Origin of the sequence: Pseudomonas eucalypticola (assembly GCF_013374995.1) — a bacterium.
GTDB classification, from domain to species: Bacteria; Pseudomonadota; Gammaproteobacteria; order Pseudomonadales; family Pseudomonadaceae; genus Aquipseudomonas; species Aquipseudomonas eucalypticola.
In genome coordinates this window covers 6,090,893-6,107,891 of record NZ_CP056030.1, presented here as the reverse complement: position 1 = coordinate 6,107,891, position 16,999 = coordinate 6,090,893, and the positions used below count along the sequence as shown (strand labels likewise).

21 protein-coding genes are annotated in these 16,999 nt (G+C 63.7%); 8 read left to right on the top strand and 13 right to left on the bottom strand.

Annotation, left to right across the window (positions count from 1 at the left end):
* Positions 1 to 3: 3 nt before the first annotated feature.
* The 13 genes from fliR to fliF form a co-directional block, all read right to left on the bottom strand.
* Complete coding sequence (gene fliR, locus HWQ56_RS27465) at positions 4 to 795, bottom strand: flagellar biosynthetic protein FliR (protein WP_176572204.1); 792 nt, start codon at positions 793 to 795, stop codon at positions 4 to 6.
* A 6-nt stretch (positions 796 to 801) separates the two neighbouring features.
* A complete protein-coding gene (fliQ, locus tag HWQ56_RS27460; RefSeq protein WP_425331922.1) occupies positions 802 to 1,053 on the bottom strand; it encodes a flagellar biosynthesis protein FliQ in 252 nt (83 codons plus the stop codon).
* Between the two features lie 43 nt (positions 1,054 to 1,096).
* Positions 1,097 to 1,849 (bottom strand): flagellar type III secretion system pore protein FliP, encoded by a 753-nt coding sequence (gene fliP, locus HWQ56_RS27455; protein ID WP_425331921.1) that lies wholly within the window; start codon positions 1,847 to 1,849, stop codon positions 1,097 to 1,099.
* A complete protein-coding gene (fliO, locus tag HWQ56_RS27450; protein ID WP_158157440.1) occupies positions 1,846 to 2,235 on the bottom strand; it encodes a flagellar biosynthetic protein FliO in 390 nt (129 codons plus the stop codon). The genes fliP and fliO overlap by 4 nt, the downstream gene beginning before the upstream one ends.
* Complete coding sequence (gene fliN / locus HWQ56_RS27445; RefSeq protein ID WP_158157442.1) at positions 2,232 to 2,711, bottom strand: flagellar motor switch protein FliN; 480 nt, start codon at positions 2,709 to 2,711, stop codon at positions 2,232 to 2,234. Before fliN ends, fliO begins: the two co-directional genes overlap by 4 nt.
* Positions 2,704 to 3,756 (bottom strand): flagellar motor switch protein FliM, encoded by a 1,053-nt coding sequence (fliM, locus tag HWQ56_RS27440; RefSeq protein ID WP_176572203.1) that lies wholly within the window; start codon positions 3,754 to 3,756, stop codon positions 2,704 to 2,706. Before fliM ends, fliN begins: the two co-directional genes overlap by 8 nt.
* Before the next feature lie 3 nt (positions 3,757 to 3,759).
* Complete coding sequence (locus HWQ56_RS27435; RefSeq protein WP_158157446.1) at positions 3,760 to 4,215, bottom strand: flagellar basal body-associated FliL family protein; 456 nt, start codon at positions 4,213 to 4,215, stop codon at positions 3,760 to 3,762.
* A gap of 126 nt (positions 4,216 to 4,341) precedes the next feature.
* Complete coding sequence (locus HWQ56_RS27430; protein ID WP_176572202.1) at positions 4,342 to 5,655, bottom strand: flagellar hook-length control protein FliK; 1,314 nt, start codon at positions 5,653 to 5,655, stop codon at positions 4,342 to 4,344.
* An 8-nt stretch (positions 5,656 to 5,663) separates the two neighbouring features.
* Complete coding sequence (gene fliJ / locus HWQ56_RS27425; protein WP_158157450.1) at positions 5,664 to 6,116, bottom strand: flagellar export protein FliJ; 453 nt, start codon at positions 6,114 to 6,116, stop codon at positions 5,664 to 5,666.
* Positions 6,117 to 6,131: 15 nt separating this feature from the next.
* A complete protein-coding gene (gene fliI / locus HWQ56_RS27420; RefSeq protein WP_176572201.1) occupies positions 6,132 to 7,526 on the bottom strand; it encodes a flagellar protein export ATPase FliI in 1,395 nt (464 codons plus the stop codon).
* Positions 7,523 to 8,239, bottom strand: coding sequence for a flagellar assembly protein FliH (locus HWQ56_RS27415; protein ID WP_176572200.1), 717 nt, complete (start codon positions 8,237 to 8,239; stop codon positions 7,523 to 7,525). The genes fliI and HWQ56_RS27415 overlap by 4 nt, the downstream gene beginning before the upstream one ends.
* The gene (gene fliG, locus HWQ56_RS27410; protein WP_158157453.1) at positions 8,232 to 9,230 is read right to left on the bottom strand and encodes a flagellar motor switch protein FliG; all 999 of its coding nucleotides are present in this window, start codon (positions 9,228 to 9,230) and stop codon (positions 8,232 to 8,234) included. The genes HWQ56_RS27415 and fliG overlap by 8 nt, the downstream gene beginning before the upstream one ends.
* A complete protein-coding gene (gene fliF, locus HWQ56_RS27405; RefSeq protein ID WP_176572199.1) occupies positions 9,220 to 10,917 on the bottom strand; it encodes a flagellar basal-body MS-ring/collar protein FliF in 1,698 nt (565 codons plus the stop codon). Before fliF ends, fliG begins: the two co-directional genes overlap by 11 nt.
* Before the next feature lie 275 nt (positions 10,918 to 11,192).
* Between fliF and fliE the strand changes: the two genes are divergently transcribed.
* The 8 genes from fliE (at position 11,193) to motB (ending at position 16,943) form a co-directional block, all read left to right on the top strand.
* Positions 11,193 to 11,510 carry a flagellar hook-basal body complex protein FliE gene (fliE, locus tag HWQ56_RS27400; RefSeq protein WP_158157454.1) on the top strand — a complete coding sequence of 106 codons (318 nt, stop codon included), beginning with the start codon at positions 11,193 to 11,195 and terminating at the stop codon, positions 11,508 to 11,510.
* 377 nt (positions 11,511 to 11,887) lie between these two features.
* Complete coding sequence (fliD, locus tag HWQ56_RS27395) at positions 11,888 to 13,300, top strand: flagellar filament capping protein FliD (protein ID WP_158157455.1); 1,413 nt, start codon at positions 11,888 to 11,890, stop codon at positions 13,298 to 13,300.
* A 24-nt stretch (positions 13,301 to 13,324) separates the two neighbouring features.
* Complete coding sequence (gene fliS, locus HWQ56_RS27390) at positions 13,325 to 13,750, top strand: flagellar export chaperone FliS (RefSeq protein ID WP_176572198.1); 426 nt, start codon at positions 13,325 to 13,327, stop codon at positions 13,748 to 13,750.
* Positions 13,728 to 14,099 carry a flagellar protein FliT gene (locus tag HWQ56_RS27385; protein ID WP_158157456.1) on the top strand — a complete coding sequence of 124 codons (372 nt, stop codon included), beginning with the start codon at positions 13,728 to 13,730 and terminating at the stop codon, positions 14,097 to 14,099. Before fliS ends, HWQ56_RS27385 begins: the two co-directional genes overlap by 23 nt.
* A gap of 99 nt (positions 14,100 to 14,198) precedes the next feature.
* Complete coding sequence (flhD, locus tag HWQ56_RS27380) at positions 14,199 to 14,546, top strand: flagellar transcriptional regulator FlhD (protein WP_233270906.1); 348 nt, start codon at positions 14,199 to 14,201, stop codon at positions 14,544 to 14,546.
* Positions 14,539 to 15,108, top strand: coding sequence for a flagellar transcriptional regulator FlhC (gene flhC, locus HWQ56_RS27375; RefSeq protein ID WP_158157457.1), 570 nt, complete (start codon positions 14,539 to 14,541; stop codon positions 15,106 to 15,108). The genes flhD and flhC overlap by 8 nt, the downstream gene beginning before the upstream one ends.
* A gap of 153 nt (positions 15,109 to 15,261) precedes the next feature.
* A complete protein-coding gene (gene motA, locus HWQ56_RS27370) occupies positions 15,262 to 16,137 on the top strand; it encodes a flagellar motor stator protein MotA (protein WP_176572197.1) in 876 nt (291 codons plus the stop codon).
* Positions 16,134 to 16,943: a flagellar motor protein MotB gene (motB, locus tag HWQ56_RS27365; protein WP_176572196.1), complete on the top strand. Its 810-nt coding sequence runs from the start codon at positions 16,134 to 16,136 to the stop codon at positions 16,941 to 16,943. Before motA ends, motB begins: the two co-directional genes overlap by 4 nt.
* The last annotated feature ends 56 nt before the right edge of the window (positions 16,944 to 16,999 follow it).

The following is a 16,999-nucleotide window of genomic DNA, read 5'->3' as shown; positions in this document are numbered from 1 at the left end:
GGCTCAGCCGGGCACGATCATGTTGCCGACCAGCATCTGCATGAAGTGCAGCGATTCATCCAGCAGCAGCTGGATGAAATGCCCCAGGTGGCTGGTCAGCGCCATGATCAGTACCAGCCCGGTACTCAGGGTGACCGGAAAGCCCACGGCGAACACGGTCAATTGCGGCGCCGCGCGGTTGAGAATGCCCATGGCCAGGTTGATGATCAGCAGCGCCGCCACCATGGGCAAGGCCAGCAGCAGGCCGGTGAGGAACACGCGGCTGCCATAGCGGGCGACCATCTCCCATGACGACGGGTCGAAATGCAGGTTGCCCACCGGCAGGCTCTGGAAGGTGCTGGCCAGCAGGCGCAGCACCAGCAGGTGGCCATCCAGCGCCAGGAACATCAGCAAGGTAGTCATGCTCAGCAGCCGCGACAGCACCATGGTGTTGGTGTTGCTTTCCGCCGAATAGAAACTGGCGAACGCCAGCCCCATCTGCATGCCGCAGATCTCGCCAGCCATTTCCACCGCCGCCAGGGTCACGCGCATCACCATGCCCAGGCTGGCGCCGATCAACAGTTGTTCCACGGCGATACCCAGCCCTTCCCATGACACGATGGCCACGTCCGGCATGGGCGGCAGCACCGGTGAAAGCAGCACGCTGAGCAACAAGGCCAGGCCGATTTTCACGCTGTTGGGGATGATGGTATGGCCCAGCAGCGGGTCCACCAGCATGAACGCGGCAATGCGGCACAGCGGCCAGAAGAACAGCGCCAGCCATTGCTGCAATTGTCCCGAGTCGATGTCCAGCATGGGCGCTCAGCCCACCAGGCCTGGCAGCCCCACCAGCAGGTCGCGGGTGAAGTCCAGGATCATGTCCATCATCAAAGGCCCCGCCAGTACCAGTACCGCGCAGATACCGATGATCTTGGGGATGAACGACAGCGTCGACTCGTTGATCTGCGTCGCCGCCTGGAACAGGCTGACGATCAGGCCCACCGCCAGGGTGGTGAGCAGCAGCGGCGCGGCGACGAACAGGCTCACGCGCATGCCCCTGTAGGCCAGGTCCATGACCATTTCCGGTGTCATCGTGGTAAGGCTCCGAAGGTAGGTGTCAGGTGTAGAAACTCTGGGCCAGGGAGCCCAGCAGCAACTGCCAGCCATCCACCAGCACGAACAGCATCAACTTGAAGGGCAGCGAAATGGTCGCCGGCGGCACCATCATCATGCCCAGCGCCATCAGCACGCTGGCGACGATCAGATCGATGATCAGAAAGGGGACGAAAATGCTGAAGCCGATCTGGAAGGCGGTCTTCAGCTCGCTGGTGACGAAGGCCGGCATCAGCACGCGCATGGGTACCTGGTCGGGGCTGTCCAGGTCCTGCAGGTCGGCGATGCGCGCATACATGGCCAGGTCGGTTTCGCGGGTCTGCTTGAGCATGAAGCCGCGAAACGGCTGGCTGCCCTTGTCGAGCATTTCCTCAAGGCCGATCTGGTTGCTGGAGAACGGCTGCCACGCGGTGTCGTAGGCCTTGTTCAGCACCGGCGACATAACAAAGAACGTCAGAAACAGGGCCAGGCCGAGCAATACCTGGTTGGGGGGCGCCGAGGTGGTGCCGATGGCAGTGCGCAGCAGGCCCAGGACGATGATGATGCGGGTAAAACCGGTCATCATCAGTAACAGCGCCGGCAGGAAGGCCATGGACGACAGCAGCATCAGGGTTTGCAGGCTCAGCGACCATTGCTGGCTGCCGTTGCCCATGGCCTGGCTGGTGAAGGCCGCCAGGCCCGGGGCTTCCTGGGCCCAGGCGGTGTCGATCAGGGCCGGCAGCACAGTGGCAGCCAGGAGCATGGGGCGCAGGTTCATGGCGTGTCGTTTCCGGCGGGGGTCAGGCGTTGTTTCACGGCGGCCGCCAGGCGTTCGGCGAAGGCTGGTGCCAGCGGCGTGCCGGGTGCGGCAGGTTCATCGGCCGGGGCGGGCAGTTCCGACAGGGCGCTGATGTGCTGGGGCGTGACCCCCAGTACCAGCCAGCGCCCTTGCACCTGGACGATCACCACCCGCTCGCGCTGGCCCACTTGGGTGCTGCCGACCAGCCGCAGGTGCGCGCCGGGCCGGGTGTGGCCGGGGCGTAAGCGCTTGGCCAACCAGCCGCATAGCAGAATGCTGGCCACCACTACGGCGAAGGCCAGGCCGGTCTTGCCAAGCAAGGCCAGGCCCAAGAGGCTGTCGGGTGAGGAGGGCGGGCTGGTCATCGGTTGAGTTTCTGTACCCGCTCGGACGGGGTGATGATCTCGGTGATGCGGATGCCATACTTTTCATCGACCACCACCACTTCGCCCTGGGCGATCAGGTAGCCGTTGATGAGGATATCCATCGGCTCGCCGGCCAGCCCGTCGAGTGCCAGCACCGAGCCCTGGGCCAGTTCCAGCAATTGCTTGATGGTCACCCGGGTGCGGCCCAGTTCCACGCTGAGCTTGACCGGGATGTCCATGATCATTTCCAGGTCGCGACTCACGGCGCCGCCGCCCTGGTTGTTCAGGGGGCGAAACACCTTGGCAGGTGCCGCGGCGGGGGCGTCCGCCGGGGCGCTTTCCTGTTCGGCCAGGGCTGCGGCCCATGGGTCATCCAGATCGGCATCATCGCCCTGCTCGGCCATGGCGCTGGCCCATTCGTCTTCCAGCGATGGGTCTTGCGCCGGGGTGGGCTCGGGGGTGGTCGGTTCAGTCATGGGCGGAGTCCTTGGCAGGGGGCACGGGGCCTTTCACGAAGCTGGCGGCTTCGGGGCCTACGGGCGAGTGGTCGATGAGGTCTTTCACCAGCAGGGCGCACAGGCCGTTCTGGCTGCCGTAATCGCAGGTCAGCACCGGCACGCCGTCGACCTTGGCCACCAGGGTGTCGGGCAGCTCGATGGGCAGCACGTCGCCCACCTGCAGCGCCATGACCTGGCCGATGCTGGTGTCGATTTCGGTGAAGTCGGCCACCAGTTCGATATGCGATTGGGTGATCTCGCCGGCCATCTTGCGGTTCCAGGCCTTCTCGGCGTCGGGATCGCTGTCGGTGAGGGGGCCATTGAGCAACTGGCGCAGTGGCTCGATCATCAGGTAGGGAATGACGATGTTGAAATCACTGGCCAGGTTGCCCACTTCCAGGTGGAACGTGGTGTTGACCACGATCTCGTTGGGCGAGCTGGTGATGTTGGCGAACTTGGCCTGCATTTCCGAGCGCAGGTATTCGATTTCCAGCGGGTACACCGAACTCCAGGCGTCCTGGTAGGCGCTGATGGCCAGGCTGAGCAGGCGGCGGATGATGCGCTGCTCGGTGCGGGTGAACTCGCGACCTTCCGACTTGGCCAGGAAGCGCCCGTCGCCGCCGAACAGGTTGTCCACCACCATGAACACCAGGTTGGGCGGAAACACCGTCAGCACCGTGCCGCGCAGGGGCTTCATGGCCAGCAGATTGATGTTGGTGGGCACCGGCACATGGCGGGAGAAATCGTTGAAGCTCTGGTAGCGCACGCTGTCCACGGTGATATCGGCACTGCGCCGGATCAGGTTGAACAGGCCCATGCGGAAATACCGGGCAAAGCGCTCGTTGATGATGTCCAGGGCGTGCAGCCGCTCGCGGATGACCCGGTGCTGGGTGGCCGGGTCATAGGGGCGGATGTGGGCATCCCAGGGCATCTGCTCGGTGCCGGCGGATGACTCGTCGTCACCGCTGACGCCGTTGAGCAGCGTATCGATCTCTTCCTGCGACAACAGGTCTTCTAAGGGCATGGGCTATTGCACGATGAAGTCGGTGTAAAGGACGTCGAGTATGGAAAGCTCGGGTTGGGGTGTTGTCAGCGGACGCTTGACCAGCTCCAGCACCTTGGCGGCCAAAGCGCTCTTGCCCTGGCTGGTCATCAGGGCGGTGCTGTCCTGTTCGCCCAGCAGCTTGAACAGCTGGCTGCGGATCTGTGGCACGTAGGATTGCAGGAAGGCCTGGGTGGCCTTGTCGCCCACGCTGATGGCGAAGCCGACATACAGCAGGCGTTGTTCGTGCTGTGGGTTCTGCAGGTTGACGGTCAGCGGTGCGATGTTCACCAGCTGCGGCGCGGCCGGCGGTTCGACGGCCGCTTGGGCGGGGGCCTGCAGGCGGGTCACGTAGTACCAGGTGCCGGCGATGCTGGCGGCGGCCAGCAACACAACGCACAGGATCATGGGTAGCCAAGGGGTCTTGCGGGTCGTGCTCATTGCCGGTGTCTTCGTAGGGTCTGATCAGACAAGCCGCGAGTATGACCATCACCGCGCCCCGACCATGGCCCGATAAAGCCGCCCAATACGCCGTATCTTGGCGTTTTGCCGTGGCATGGCGGGCTGTCAGGTGTACAGGTCGATGCGCGTCATGAGCGGGGTGGGCTGAGCCTCGCTGGGGTCTTCGTCGGCGACGGCCCCGGCGCTGGCCGCAGGTGGGGCATAGGGGCTCTGCTCGCGCTGTGCCTGGCGCGAAGGCTGGTCACTGACCGAGGTGTCCCCCAGGGTGATGCCCTGGGCCGCCAAGGCTTCGCGCAATTGGGGCAGGGCCTGCTCCACGGCAGTGCGCACGGCTGGGTGAGCGCAGATGAACTGGGCCTGGGTGCCGCTGGTGTCCTGTTTGAGACTGATGGACAAGGGCCCCAGGTCGGCGGGGTGCAGCTGCAGGTCCACCTGGTGCTTGCCGCGCTGGTGCAGGCTGAGCACTTGTTGGCTGAGCCCGCTTTGCCATTGCGAACTGCCCACCACGGCGGTCAAGGTCGGGTTGCCGGTGGCGGTCGGCGCGGGTTCGCTGCTGACCACCCCGCCGGTGACGGGCGTCCAGGCGCTCAGGGTGTCGGGCGGCTGGGGGCTGGGTGTGTCGCCGTCGGCACCAGTCTCGTTGCCGTCCGACGGCGTATCGGTTGCTGTCGCCATGACGGCGGTGTCGGTCACCGTGTCGGCGGGCACGGTAGTGGTGGGTGGCACTGCCGCCGCGCTTTGCGCCTTGCCAGGGTTGCCGGTGGTACTGGTTACCGCAGGCAGTTGAGTGCTGCGCACGGTCACCGCGGGCGCGGCCTGGGCCGGCGCCTCGGCGAGTACCGGGGTGGCGTCGGCCAGCGGTATGGACACCGGCTGGGTATATGCCTGGGCTGTGCTGGCATCGGGGGTGCCGGCCGTGTCGATCAAGTGCATGCGGTTGCGGATGTGCTGCAGTTGGCTATCCGTGCCGTCATCGTTTTCAGGGGGTTGCGACTCATCCACCATGGGCAGGCTGGCTTCGGGAGGCTCGATTTCCTCTGGTTGCTGCGACGCCACCACCTGCGGTTTGGCCGGTGTGTTCGCGGCTACCGCCGGGGCAGCCGGTTGCGCTACCGGTATCGCGCTGGGCACGCTGGCTTCATCAGGCACGCTGGCAGCGGGTGGCTCGCCTTGGGGTGTCACCGACATTTCAGGTTCCGCCAGCGGCACTGCTGTCGCCGCCGTCATTGCCGGTTCGGCGGCCGTTTCAAGTACCGCGACGGGCAGCGCAACGGTCGTGTCGGGCGTTATCGCCTCCACGGGTTGTGCCTGGGCGGCCGCGTCCAGTGCCTGGGCAAACACGCTGCCGTCGGTTTCGGTTGCAGCGGGGCCCGGGGCGCTGGCGGTCGCGGGGCTGGCCAGCAGTGCGGTGATGTCCATGGGAGCTCTCAAGTACGGGTGAAGGGGCCGGGCTGCTGGCGCATCCGGGCGCCCATTTCGTCGCTCTGGCGCTGTTCGCGGCGGTTAGCCAGGTGCTGCTGTTGCGAGGCGCGTCGTTGCAGCAGGGCTTCGTAGGCGTGGGCCTTGCGCCATTCGGCTTGCCAGGCCTGTTGGCTTTTGTCGATTTCCGCCTGCTGCCGGGCCATGCTGTTGCGCGCACGATCCATGGCAGTGTCCAGCGATGCCAGGAAGGCGCGGTAGTTGGCGAGGCTGGCGGGGCTCATGCCTTCCTTGTGCAGGGTGCTTTGCAAACTCTGGCGGTATTCCTGCTGATACTGCTGCAAGGTTTTCAATTGCCCTGCCAGTTGGCGCAGGGCCTGGCGCTGCTGGGCCAGGGTACGGGCGGCACCGTCGCGCGCCTTGTGGGCCAGTTCAGCGAGCAGGTCGAGGGACGATGTCATGGCACTGCCTCGGGGTTATTTACCTGGGAACAGCTGGTTCAGGGCCTGGAGGGTGTCTTCCAGGGTGGTCCGCTCCTGGATGCGCTGTTGCAGGAAGCGCTCCAGGTGCGGGTTCAGTTGCACAGCGCGGTCCAGCAGCGGGTCATGGCCAGCGGCATAGGCACCGACGGTGATCAGGTCGCGGTTGCGCTGGTATTTGCTCAGCACCTGCTTGAACTGCTGGGCTTTGCGCTGCTGGCTATCGCTGACAATGGCCGTCATGGCTCGGCTGATGGACGCCTCGATATCGATGGCCGGGTAGTGCCCGGCCTCAGCGAGGGTGCGCGACAGCACGATATGACCATCCAGGATCGCCCGCGCCGAGTCGGCGATAGGGTCTTGCTGGTCATCGCCTTCGCTCAGCACCGTGTAGAACGCCGTGATCGAACCGCCACCGGGCGGCCCGTTGCCGGCACGTTCAACCAGCTTTGGCAGCTTGGCGAACACGGATGGGGGGTAACCCTTGGTGGCCGGTGGTTCGCCGATGGCCAGGGCTATCTCGCGCTGGGCCATGGCATAGCGGGTCAGCGAATCCATGATCAATAGCACGTCCTGGCCCTGGTCGCGGAAGTCCTCGGCGATACGGGTGGCATAAGCGGCACCTTGCAGGCGTTGCAAGGGCGAGGTGTCGGCGGGCGCGGCCACCACCACCGCGCGGCGCAGGCCTTCCTCGCCAAGGATGTTGTCGATGAAATCCTGCACCTCGCGGCCCCGTTCACCGATCAGCCCCACGACGATGACATCGGCTCGGGTGTACCGGGCCATCATGCCCAGCAGCACCGACTTGCCCACACCGGAGCCGGCGAACAGACCCAGGCGCTGGCCGCGGCCAACGCTGAGCAAGGCGTTGATGGCGCGAATTCCCACATCGATCTGGCGGTCGATGGGCGCACGCTTGAGCGGGTTGAGCGGCGGCGTATTCAGGGGGCTGTGCCGCACGTCAGCCAGTGCGCCCTTGCCGTCCAGCGGCTCGCCACGGCTGTCCAGTACCCGGCCCATCAATGCCGGGCCCAAGGGGAACTGGCGCGTGGCCGCGCCGCCAGTCTGGCGTTCGTCCAGGGGCAATACCCGAGCACCGGGTTGCAGGTCACCGATTTCTTCCAGCGGCATCAGGTACAGGGTGTCCGCGGCGAAGCCAACCACCTGGGCTTCGGCATATTCGGCGCCAAGCCCTTGGCCGGGCTGCGCAACCTGGGTTTCGATGCGGCAGGCGCCGCCCAGGGGAATGCTCAGGCCCACCGCTTCCAGTACCAGGCCCGTCGCTCGGACGATACGCCCGCTATGAACATGAGCCGGTACCTGGGCGATCTCGCCGCGCAGGCTGGCCAGGCGTTGCTGCCAGCCTTGCACAAATGGATTTGGCAGGCTCATGAAGTAGCCGGCAGCGTGTCGGGCAGGCGGCTGCGAATGCCGGCCCAGGCGCTTTCCAATGTCGCGTCCAGCTCACCGCTGGCACTGGTGACTCGGCAGCCGCCGCGCGCCAGGCCGGCGTCGGCTGCGAGGCTCCAGCCGGCAGCGGCCAGTTGCTCGCCCAGGGCCTCTTGCACCAGCACCAGGTCGTCGGTGTGTAACCACAGGCGTGGTTTGCCGCTCAATGCCGGTTCATGTTGCAGCAAGCGCTGCACCCTGCCAATGACCTGCTCAGGGCGCGCTTGCAGAGCCTCGCCGGCAATGTGCCGGCCTGTGTCCAGGGCCAGCTCTACCAGCTGGCCGAGCAGTTGGCCGTCCAGCTGGCGCATGGCCTGGTCAAAGCTTTGGCACAGGTGCAGCAGGGGCGCCAATGTGGCCTGGATCTGTTCCTGCATGGCGGCTTCGCCGGCCAGCCGGCCTTCCTCCAGGCCCTGGGCATAGCCCTCGGCGTGGCCGGCGGCCAGGCCCGTGGCATGTCCCTGGTGCATGGCTTCCTGGCGGACCTTGTCGCGGCGTGCCTGCAACTCCAGCTTGCGCTGGAAGGCGTGCTTGCGCTGGGCCTCGGCCTGGGCTTCGTCCAGCTCGCGGGCGGGCACGGGCTCGCTGGGCAGCACGGCCATGCGCCAGGGTTGCCATTGGCTGGCGCCGTCAGCCCAGGGGTTGCCGTCAGACATAGGTGTCGTCCCCATTGCCGGTCACGATGATGCCGTTGTCGGCCAGGCGTCGCACCACCTGCAGAATGGCTTTCTGTTCGGCTTCCACCTGGGACATGCGCGTCGGCCCGCGGGCTTCCATGTCTTCGCGGAACAGCTGCGCCGCACGCTGGGACATGTTGGCCAGGAACTTGTCCAGCAGCGCCGTGGGCGCGCCTTTGAGGGCGATGGACAGGGAGTTGGTCTCCACTTCCTGGAGGATGGTCTGGATGCCACGGTCGTCGATCTCCAGCAGGTTCTCGAACAGGAACATCTCGTCGAGGATCTTCTGCGTGAGGTCTTCGTTGTGCGCACGCAGGGTCTGGATGGCCGACTCTTCCTGGCTGGAGTTCATCAGGTTGAGAATCTCGGCCACGGTGCGCACGCCGCCCATCTTGCTGCGCTTGAGGTTCTGGCCGTCGAGCATGCCGCCCAGTACTTCGGTCAGTTCCTGCAGGGCCACCGGCTGGACGCCGCTGAAGGTGGCGATACGCAGGATAATGTCGTTGCGCTGGCGCTCTTCGAACAGCTCTAGAATATCCGAGGCCTGGTGGCGGTCCAGGTGTACCAGGATGGTGGCGACGATCTGCGGATGTTCCTCGCGGATCATCTCGGCGACGAGCGAGGCCTCCATCAGGTTGAGCTTGTCGATGCCCGAGCCGCCGTCGTTGGCCTCCAGGATGTCATCGATCAGGCTGGCCGCCCGCTCGCTGCCCAGGGCCTTGGTCAGTACCGCGCGGATATGCTCGCTGGACTGGATATTGATGGCCGCGTACTGCTCGGTCTCGTCGATGAACTCCTCGAGCACCTTGCGCATCTCGTCGTGGGACACCTGGCTCAGGCGCGCCATTTCCATGCTGATGCTTTCCACGTCCGGGCCTGGCAGCAGCTTGAATACTTCGGCGGCCTCGTCGGCTTCCAGCGACAGCAGCAGGATGGCGCTGCGGCGGGTAGCGGTCATTTTATTTGTCATCTTTTTTCATCCAGCCCCTGATGATCATGGCGATCAGGCGTGGGTCTTCCACGGAGATCTCGCGCAGGCGTTTCATGTTTGCCTCGTAGCCCTGGGCCTTGCGCTTGCCGGCTGGCACTTCAACGGTCTCGCCGCTTTCGGTGACCATGGTCTGCGGTTCTTCCTCGGCCTGGGCCGCCTTGAGTGTCTGGGCGTGGCGCTTTTGCATCGGCCGCAACACCATCAGCCACAGCAGCAAGGCGATGAAGGCCACCAGCACGTAACGCGACAGGCTCATCGCCAACGCGAAGAACTCTGGCGTGCGCCACCAGGCCAGTTCCGGGCCGCTGGTGTCTTCCACGGCGAACGGGCTGTTGATCACTTTCAGTTCATCGCCACGGCCTTCGGTGAAGCCCATGGCCTGTCGCACCAGGCTCTCGATGTTGGCCAGTTCTTCCTTGCTCAGGGGTTCCTGGGCCGGCTTGCCGTCCTTCTCGGTGGCGCGGTAGTTGACGACCACGGCGGTGGTCAGGCGCGTGACCTCGCCCTGGGCCTGCTTGACGTGCTCGACACTGTGGTCGACCTCGTAGTTGGTCATGCGCTCGCTGTGCAGGGTCTTGCTGCGGGCCGAGGCGCTGGTGTCGCTGTCGTCGGTGCTGGCCTGGGTACCTTCGCCCGGTTTGCCCGGTGCCGTGGCGCGGGTCGCGGGCGGCTGGTTGGGCGGGGTGTTGGTCAGCGCGCCAGGCACGCCACGGGCGGCCGCGTCGCTGCCGGCCAGGCTTTCGTTGATCTGTTTGCTGCGTACGGCCGCATGGTCCGGCGCCTGGTTGGGCTCGTAGTGTTCGGCGGTGCTTTCGCGGCTGTCAAAATCGACCTTGGCCACGACTTGGGCGTGGACGTTCTGACGGCCCAGCAACGGCGCCAGAATATCTTCGATACGGCGTTGGTAGGAGCGCTCGATATCGCGCACGTAGGTCAATTGCGTGCCATCCAGGCCACCGTTGTCGCCAGGGTTCTGGGATAACAGACGGCCGCTCTGGTCGACGATGGTCACACCGTCGATGCTCAGGTCGGCGACACTGGACGACACCAGGTGGGCGATGGCGTTAGCCTGGCTCTGGCCCAGTTCGCGGCCCGGTTGCAGGTTGACCATGACCGAGGCGCGGGCTGGCTCGCGTTCGCGCACGAACACCGACTGGCGAGCCATGACCAAGTGCACCCGGGCACTGGCAATGGGGCCCAGGGACTCGATGGTGCGCGCCAGTTCACCTTCCAGGCCGCGCTGGTAGTTGAGTTGTTCGGCAAACTGGCTGACCCCGAACGCCTGCTTGTCCATCAGTTCGAAACCCACGTTGCCGCCCTTGGGCAGACCCTGTTCAGCCAGTTGCAGACGCAAGGCATTCATTTGCGCGGCCGGTACCAGGATGGCGTGGCCACCTTCGCTCAGGCGGTAGGGCACCTGGCGTTTCTCCAGTTCGCTGATCACCTGGCCACCGTCGGCCTCGCTGAGGTTGGAGAACAGCACGCGGTACTCGGGCTGCCGTGCCCACAAGGCCAGCACCATCAGAAGAGCAATGGCTGCCGCACCCGCCAACAGCAAGGGCAGGGATTGGCCACGCAGGCGTGCCAGCAGCGGTTCCAGCGCACTGGCCTTGTTCTTGTCGGGGGCGACTCTGGCGGAGCCTTTGCCTTGGGCGGCGTTACTCACACGCACCTCGCAGGCGAGGGTAGGGGCGCTACAGAAGACATTGCTCGTTCCGGTGTCGAAGGTGGTCGAGAAGCTGTGGCATCAGGCTGCGGCGGGGCCGCCCGGTGCCAGCGCTGGCAGGTATCGCAGGGCGGCTATTATCTCGACCCGGCCCGTATCCAAAGGTCGGAAAAGCCAGCGCTTTTGTAGCCAATTGGTTGCTTGTCGGTACGGCCCGCCTTGTTAACCTTTCGAGCCATCACCCTGACCTTTTCCACTTCGGACATGTTCGCGCCATGAATACATCTGCTTTGCAGGCTGCACTGCAGCAACTCACCCTGCTGGCCAGCCAATCACAAGGCGCGACGTCGTCAGTGGCAGGGGCGGGGGCGACGGGCTTCAGCGGTGAATTGCAGGCGTCGCTCAAGCGCATCAACCAGCTGCAGCAGACGGCCACCCAGCACGCCAATGCCTTTCAGGTAGGCAGCCCGGATGTAGCGCTCAACGACGTGATGGTGGACATGCAGAAAGCCGCACTCAGTTTCCAGATGGGGGTGCAAGTGCGTAACCGGTTGGTCACCGCTTATAAGGATGTGATGGCGATGCAGGTGTAGGGACGGCGTTGCGGTCTACGTAAAAGTATCCATCTGTACGTCAGTTGATACGTTTGAGTGGTCGGCGGTCTCGATGAAAAAAAATTCAGGATCTAACTAAGGGCGTTGGTCGGGAAAGCGCTGAAGGGCAAAGCTGTGTAACCGGCTTATTACTTAGGTTGCACTAAGGAAAGTACTGCCGGGGCGAGAGATGGCAAGTCTTAAAGTTACGGGAAAAGCATTTGTTTAAAAGGCGTTACTTAAAAAATAAATAGACATGTGTCGTTAAAGTTTTATATTCGGCTGCCGATTTCCTCTGCGTCATTGCGAATGTTTCATTTGTGATGGGGTAATTTTTGATTGGCCCTGCTTAATAGGCGCGGACCTGTGAGGACTATATGACGACGACCACTTCCACTTCTTCCTCCTCTGCTACCAGCGGAACCATCACCTCTCTGGGTGTGGGGTCGGGGCTGGATCTGGACTCGATTCTCGATAGCCTCGAGGAAGCCCAGGAAACGAGTCTGTTGACGCCGATCGAGAACGAAGAAGACGACATCAACGCCGAAATCACTGCGTATGGCACCTTGACCAGTGCCCTGACCAGCCTGCAGACCGCCGTCGAAACCCTCGCCGACGCGGACACCTATGACGCCCTGACCAGCAGCGTCAGCGGCACGGGCGTGACCGCCGCGACCACCAGCGACGCCGTGGCCGGTACCTATTCGATCGTGGTCAGCCAGCTGGCCAGCGCACAGACCTTGGCCACCGATGGTATCGCTGATTCTACAACAGCGCTGGGCACCGGTACGCTCACCATTACAGTCGGTGACGACGAGAGCATCAGTATCGACCTGACGTCGAGCAACAACACCCTGGAAGGTATCCGCGATGCTATCAATGACGCGGGTGGGTCCGTCACTGCCTCCATCGTCAACGATGGCAGCGACACCCCCTACCGCCTGGTGTTGACCTCGAACGACACCGGCACCGAGTCGCAAATGACCGTGAGCTACGACGGCACGGGCGATGCCGCGGACCTGTTCGGTTATAGCACCGACAGCGACAGTAACAACATGACCGAGACTGTCGCGGCGGCCGACGCCCTGCTGACAGTCAACGGCCTGAGCGTGACCAGCCAGAGCAATACCGTGGAAGAAGCCCTGCAGGGCGTCACCCTGAGCATCACCGACACGGGTACCTCGACCTTGACGGTCAAGCGCGATACCGACTCGATCATCGATGCCATCAACGATTTCGTCGACGCCTACAACTCCTACGCTTCGACCATGGACACCTTGACCGAATACGACGCAGACGACGACACCGCGGGGGCCTTGCTTGGCGACTCCACCACGCGCCGCGTCGACAGCACCCTGAGCAAGGACCTGTACAACTCTATTTCCAACAGTACGTTCAGCTACCTCTCGCAGTTGGGCATTTCCCTGGGCGTGGACGGCACCCTGAGTATCGACGATGACACGCTGGAAGACGCGGTCACCAACAACCTCAGCGACGTAACCGATTTCTTTGTGGGTACCGACGATACAGAGGGTTTCGCCACCCAGATAGCGACCGACCTGGACACCTTTCTGGATGAGGACGACGGCTCGCTCGTCTCGGTGGTCAACGACCTGAACGACCAGCTGGATGATCTTGAAGAGAAGTACGAAGACAAGCAGGACTTCATCGACAGTGTGATGGACCGCTATACCGAGCAATTCACGGCCCTGGACACCCTGATTTCCGAGCTTGATTCGACAGCGGACTACCTCACCACCCAGTTCGATGCCTTGAGCAGTGATGATTAATCCTCAGTAGATGGGAGTGAGGTTGTGAGTGTATTGCGCGGAGCGAATGCCTACGCGGCGGTGGGGTTGGAGAGCGGCATCCTGGCTGCTTCCCCGTACCAACGGATCGTGATGTTGTTCGACAGCTACCAGGCCGCCATCCGCACGGCCCGGCTGCACATGCAGGTCGGCGACATGGCGGGCAAGGGCAAGGCCATCACGTCTGCCATCAAGATCGTCAGCCGCGGCCTGCGCGGTTCGCTGGACATGGAACGCGGCGGCGAGGTCGCCGCCAACCTGGATCAGCTCTACGACACGGTGGTGCGGCTGTTATTGCGGGCCAATCTGCATAACGACGAGGAGGTCCTGGATGTGGCAGCAAGCCTGATTGAAAACATTGGTTCCGCGTGGCGGCAGATAGGGCCTCGAGTCGAGGGGGAGGATGGCGATGTCGCAAGCGCAGGTGGTTGAGTCGTACGAGCGGTTGCTGGCGCAGTCGCGTCGCATGCACGAATGTGCGGCGCAAGGGGACTGGGCAGAGATTCTGCTGTTGAAGTCCCAGGGGCTGATCGATGAAGAAACCTTGCGACGCCAGGAGGCGGGGGTCCAGCTGGACGAAGAACACCGTCGGCGCAAGTTCGAATTGATCAAGCAGATTCTGGAGTTGGAAGTTGAAGTTCGCAAATGCCTGGCCGACCGTCAGAGCCACTTGGGCGCACTTATATTGGCCGGGCGTTTAAAGCGCGGACAGGGCAAGGCATACAGGCCAACTGCCACTGTTAGGCCACTATTCAAGACAGTTGTGCGTCCGGAAGTGTGAGTCAGGGGTTGCGACAAGTTGCCGCTAGGGCGGTGTGTTTGAACCAAGTCATTCACGTCTGTTGAATTGAAGAGTGCGAAAAGTACAGGGGAGTGGGAAGTGCTGAACGCTGATCGAGGTCTGGAAGATATTCAGGATCTGAATTTCTCTTATTTGTTGCTGGTACAGCGCCTGTTGCGCAAGGATCGCGCTACCGCCATGTTTCGCCTGAAGTTGACCGAAGGCATGGCGGACCTGCTGGTCAAGCTGACCAGCAAGCAGCTGACCCAGTTGGCACGCATCAACCAACTGGTGTGCCGCCCGGTTTTCGATGAAGCAGAGTGCCTGTCGCGGGTGCTGGGCAATTCGCGGGAGCTGGGCCTGGTGGAAATTCACTCGTCGTTGCTGATGGCGTCGGTGGACGCCGGGGGCGACACGGGAGGACGCGTGGGGCAGGCGCATGTCTGAGAAAAGCCTGGTCGAGGAAATGTTCCAGGTGCAACTGGCTATCGAGCTCATCGAGCTGGGGGCGCGGCTGCAGGTACTGGAGGTGGAAACCAACCTCAGCCGGGGCCGGTTGATCCGCCTGTACAAAGAGGTACGCGGGGTATCGCCGCCCAAGGGCATGCTGCCATTTTCCACCGACTGGTTCGTGACCTGGCTGCCCAATATCCACTCCTCGCTGTTCTACGGTATCTACCTGCGTCTGACCAAGATCGGCTGCGACCGTATCGAGGCCTTCATCAAGGCGTACCGGCTGTACCTTGAGCAAGTGGGGGGCGACGAAGAGTCCGAGGTGGTGCTGGGCTTGACCCGTGCCTGGACGCTGGTGCGTTTCTTCGAGAGCGACATGCTGGAACTGGTGGCGTGTTCCTCGTGCAGCGGTCAGTTCGTGGCCCACTCCCACGGCCCTGCCCAGCGCTATATATGCGGTATCTGCCAGCCGCCGTCGCGTGCCGGCAAAACCCTCAAGCGGCGCGAGAGCGAAGAGCTGGAAGACGAGGCGCCCATGCGCCAGGCCAACGCCTGACAAGCGCGGCCGCGGGGTGTGAGGTGTACCGCGTGCACCGCCGACGCGGTCAGGTCCGCCGCGACGAAGGGTGTGACCGGCCGTGGTTAAAGTTGGGCCATCGAGCGCCGATCTTTGCCCAGGTCACCCCTGGCGTCATAAAAGGAACGGCCTGTGCTTATCGCTCTAGGACTCATCGCTATTCTGCTGTCGGTATTCGGCGGCTTCGCGCTGTCAGGCGGCAGCCTGGGGCCGCTGTACCAGCCCACCGAAATGCTCATGATTGGCGGCGCGGCCCTGGGGGCCTTTGTCGCGGCCAACAACGGCAAGGCCATCAAGGCCACCCTTACCACCGTTTCGCGCCTCAAGGGCAGCACCCGCTATGACAAGAGCCGGTACCTGCAGGTCATGGCGTTGCTTTACCACTTGCTGGGCAAGGCGCGGCGCGAAGGGATGCTGGCGGTCGAGCGGGACATCGATGAACCCGGGCAGAGCTCGCTGTTCAGCGACTACCCCGAACTGCTCGATGACCCGATGATCCTCACCTTCATCACCGATTACATGCGCCTGATCCTCAGCGGGCAAATGCAGCCCCATGAGCTCGACGAGTTGATGTTGCACGAGGTCGAAGCGTTCGAGCATGAAGCCCATATTCCCGCCGATGCCCTGTACAAGGTCAGCGACGCATTGCCGGCCTTCGGTATCGTGGCCGCGGTGATGGGCGTGGTCAAGGCGCTGAGCGCGGTGAACGTGGGGCCGGACTTGATGGGGGAGATGATCGCCCATGCGCTGGTGGGTACTTTTCTCGGCATCTACCTGGCCTACGGTGTGATCGCGCCACTGGCCAGCCGCATCGACCGCCAGGTAGCCGAAGCGGTCAAAATGCTGCAGTGCATGCGCATGACCCTGCTGGCCAGCCAGCAGGGCATGGCACCGATGCTGGCGATAGAGTTTGGCCGCAAGGCACTGCACCATGCCGAGCGGCCGACGGCGCTGGAGCTGGAGAGCTATGTGCGTGGCACGCCGGCCGGCGCGATGGCCCTGGGATGAGCGAGCGCCCGATCATCATGCGGCGGCGCAAAAGTGCCGCCCACGGCCACCACGGCGGCGCGTGGAAAATCGCCTTCGCCGACTTCATGACTGCGCTGATGGCGCTGTTTCTGGTGCTCTGGGTTTTGTCCAACGCCAGCAAGTCGCAGAAAAACGCCGTGGCCGATTATTTCAGCACCCCTCTGCTCAGCGCCATCAACCGCAGCGAACACCCGATCCCCGGTGGCACCCCGGCGCTGGCGTTCAAGGAGACGTCGCTCAACCCCATCGAACTGCCGGCCCGGCCGTTGTCGGAGGAGGAGTTCAAGCGCCTGGCGGCTTTGCGTCAGCGCTTGCAGCAGGTGATCCAGCTGAACCCGGCGCTCAAGGACCTGAGCAAGCAGATCCTCATGGAGTTGACCCCCGAGGGCTTGAACCTGCAGCTGATCGACAGTGAGCAACGGCCCATGTTCGAACTGGGTAGCGCCCGGGTGGCACCTTACATGCGCACCCTGCTGCGCACCATTGCACCGGTGCTCAACGAGCTGCCCAACAGCGTGCAGATCAGCGGCCACACGGACAGCCATCCCTATGCGGGCGGCGAGGCGGGGTACAGCAATTGGGAGTTGTCGGCTGACCGGGCCAAAGCTTCGCGCCTGGAGCTGGTCAGTGGCGGGCTGGACTCGGATAAGCTGTTGCGCATCTCGGGCATGGCCGACCGCATCCCTACCCGTGATGCTCAGCCGCTGGACGCTGCCAACCGGCGTATCGAGATCACCGTATTGGACAGCCAGGTGGCACGCAAAATTCTCAGCCGCAACGAATGACCGGTGCCACAGGCGGGTGGGCCGGCGGCCATTGCGCTAAATACGCCCCAATTCTG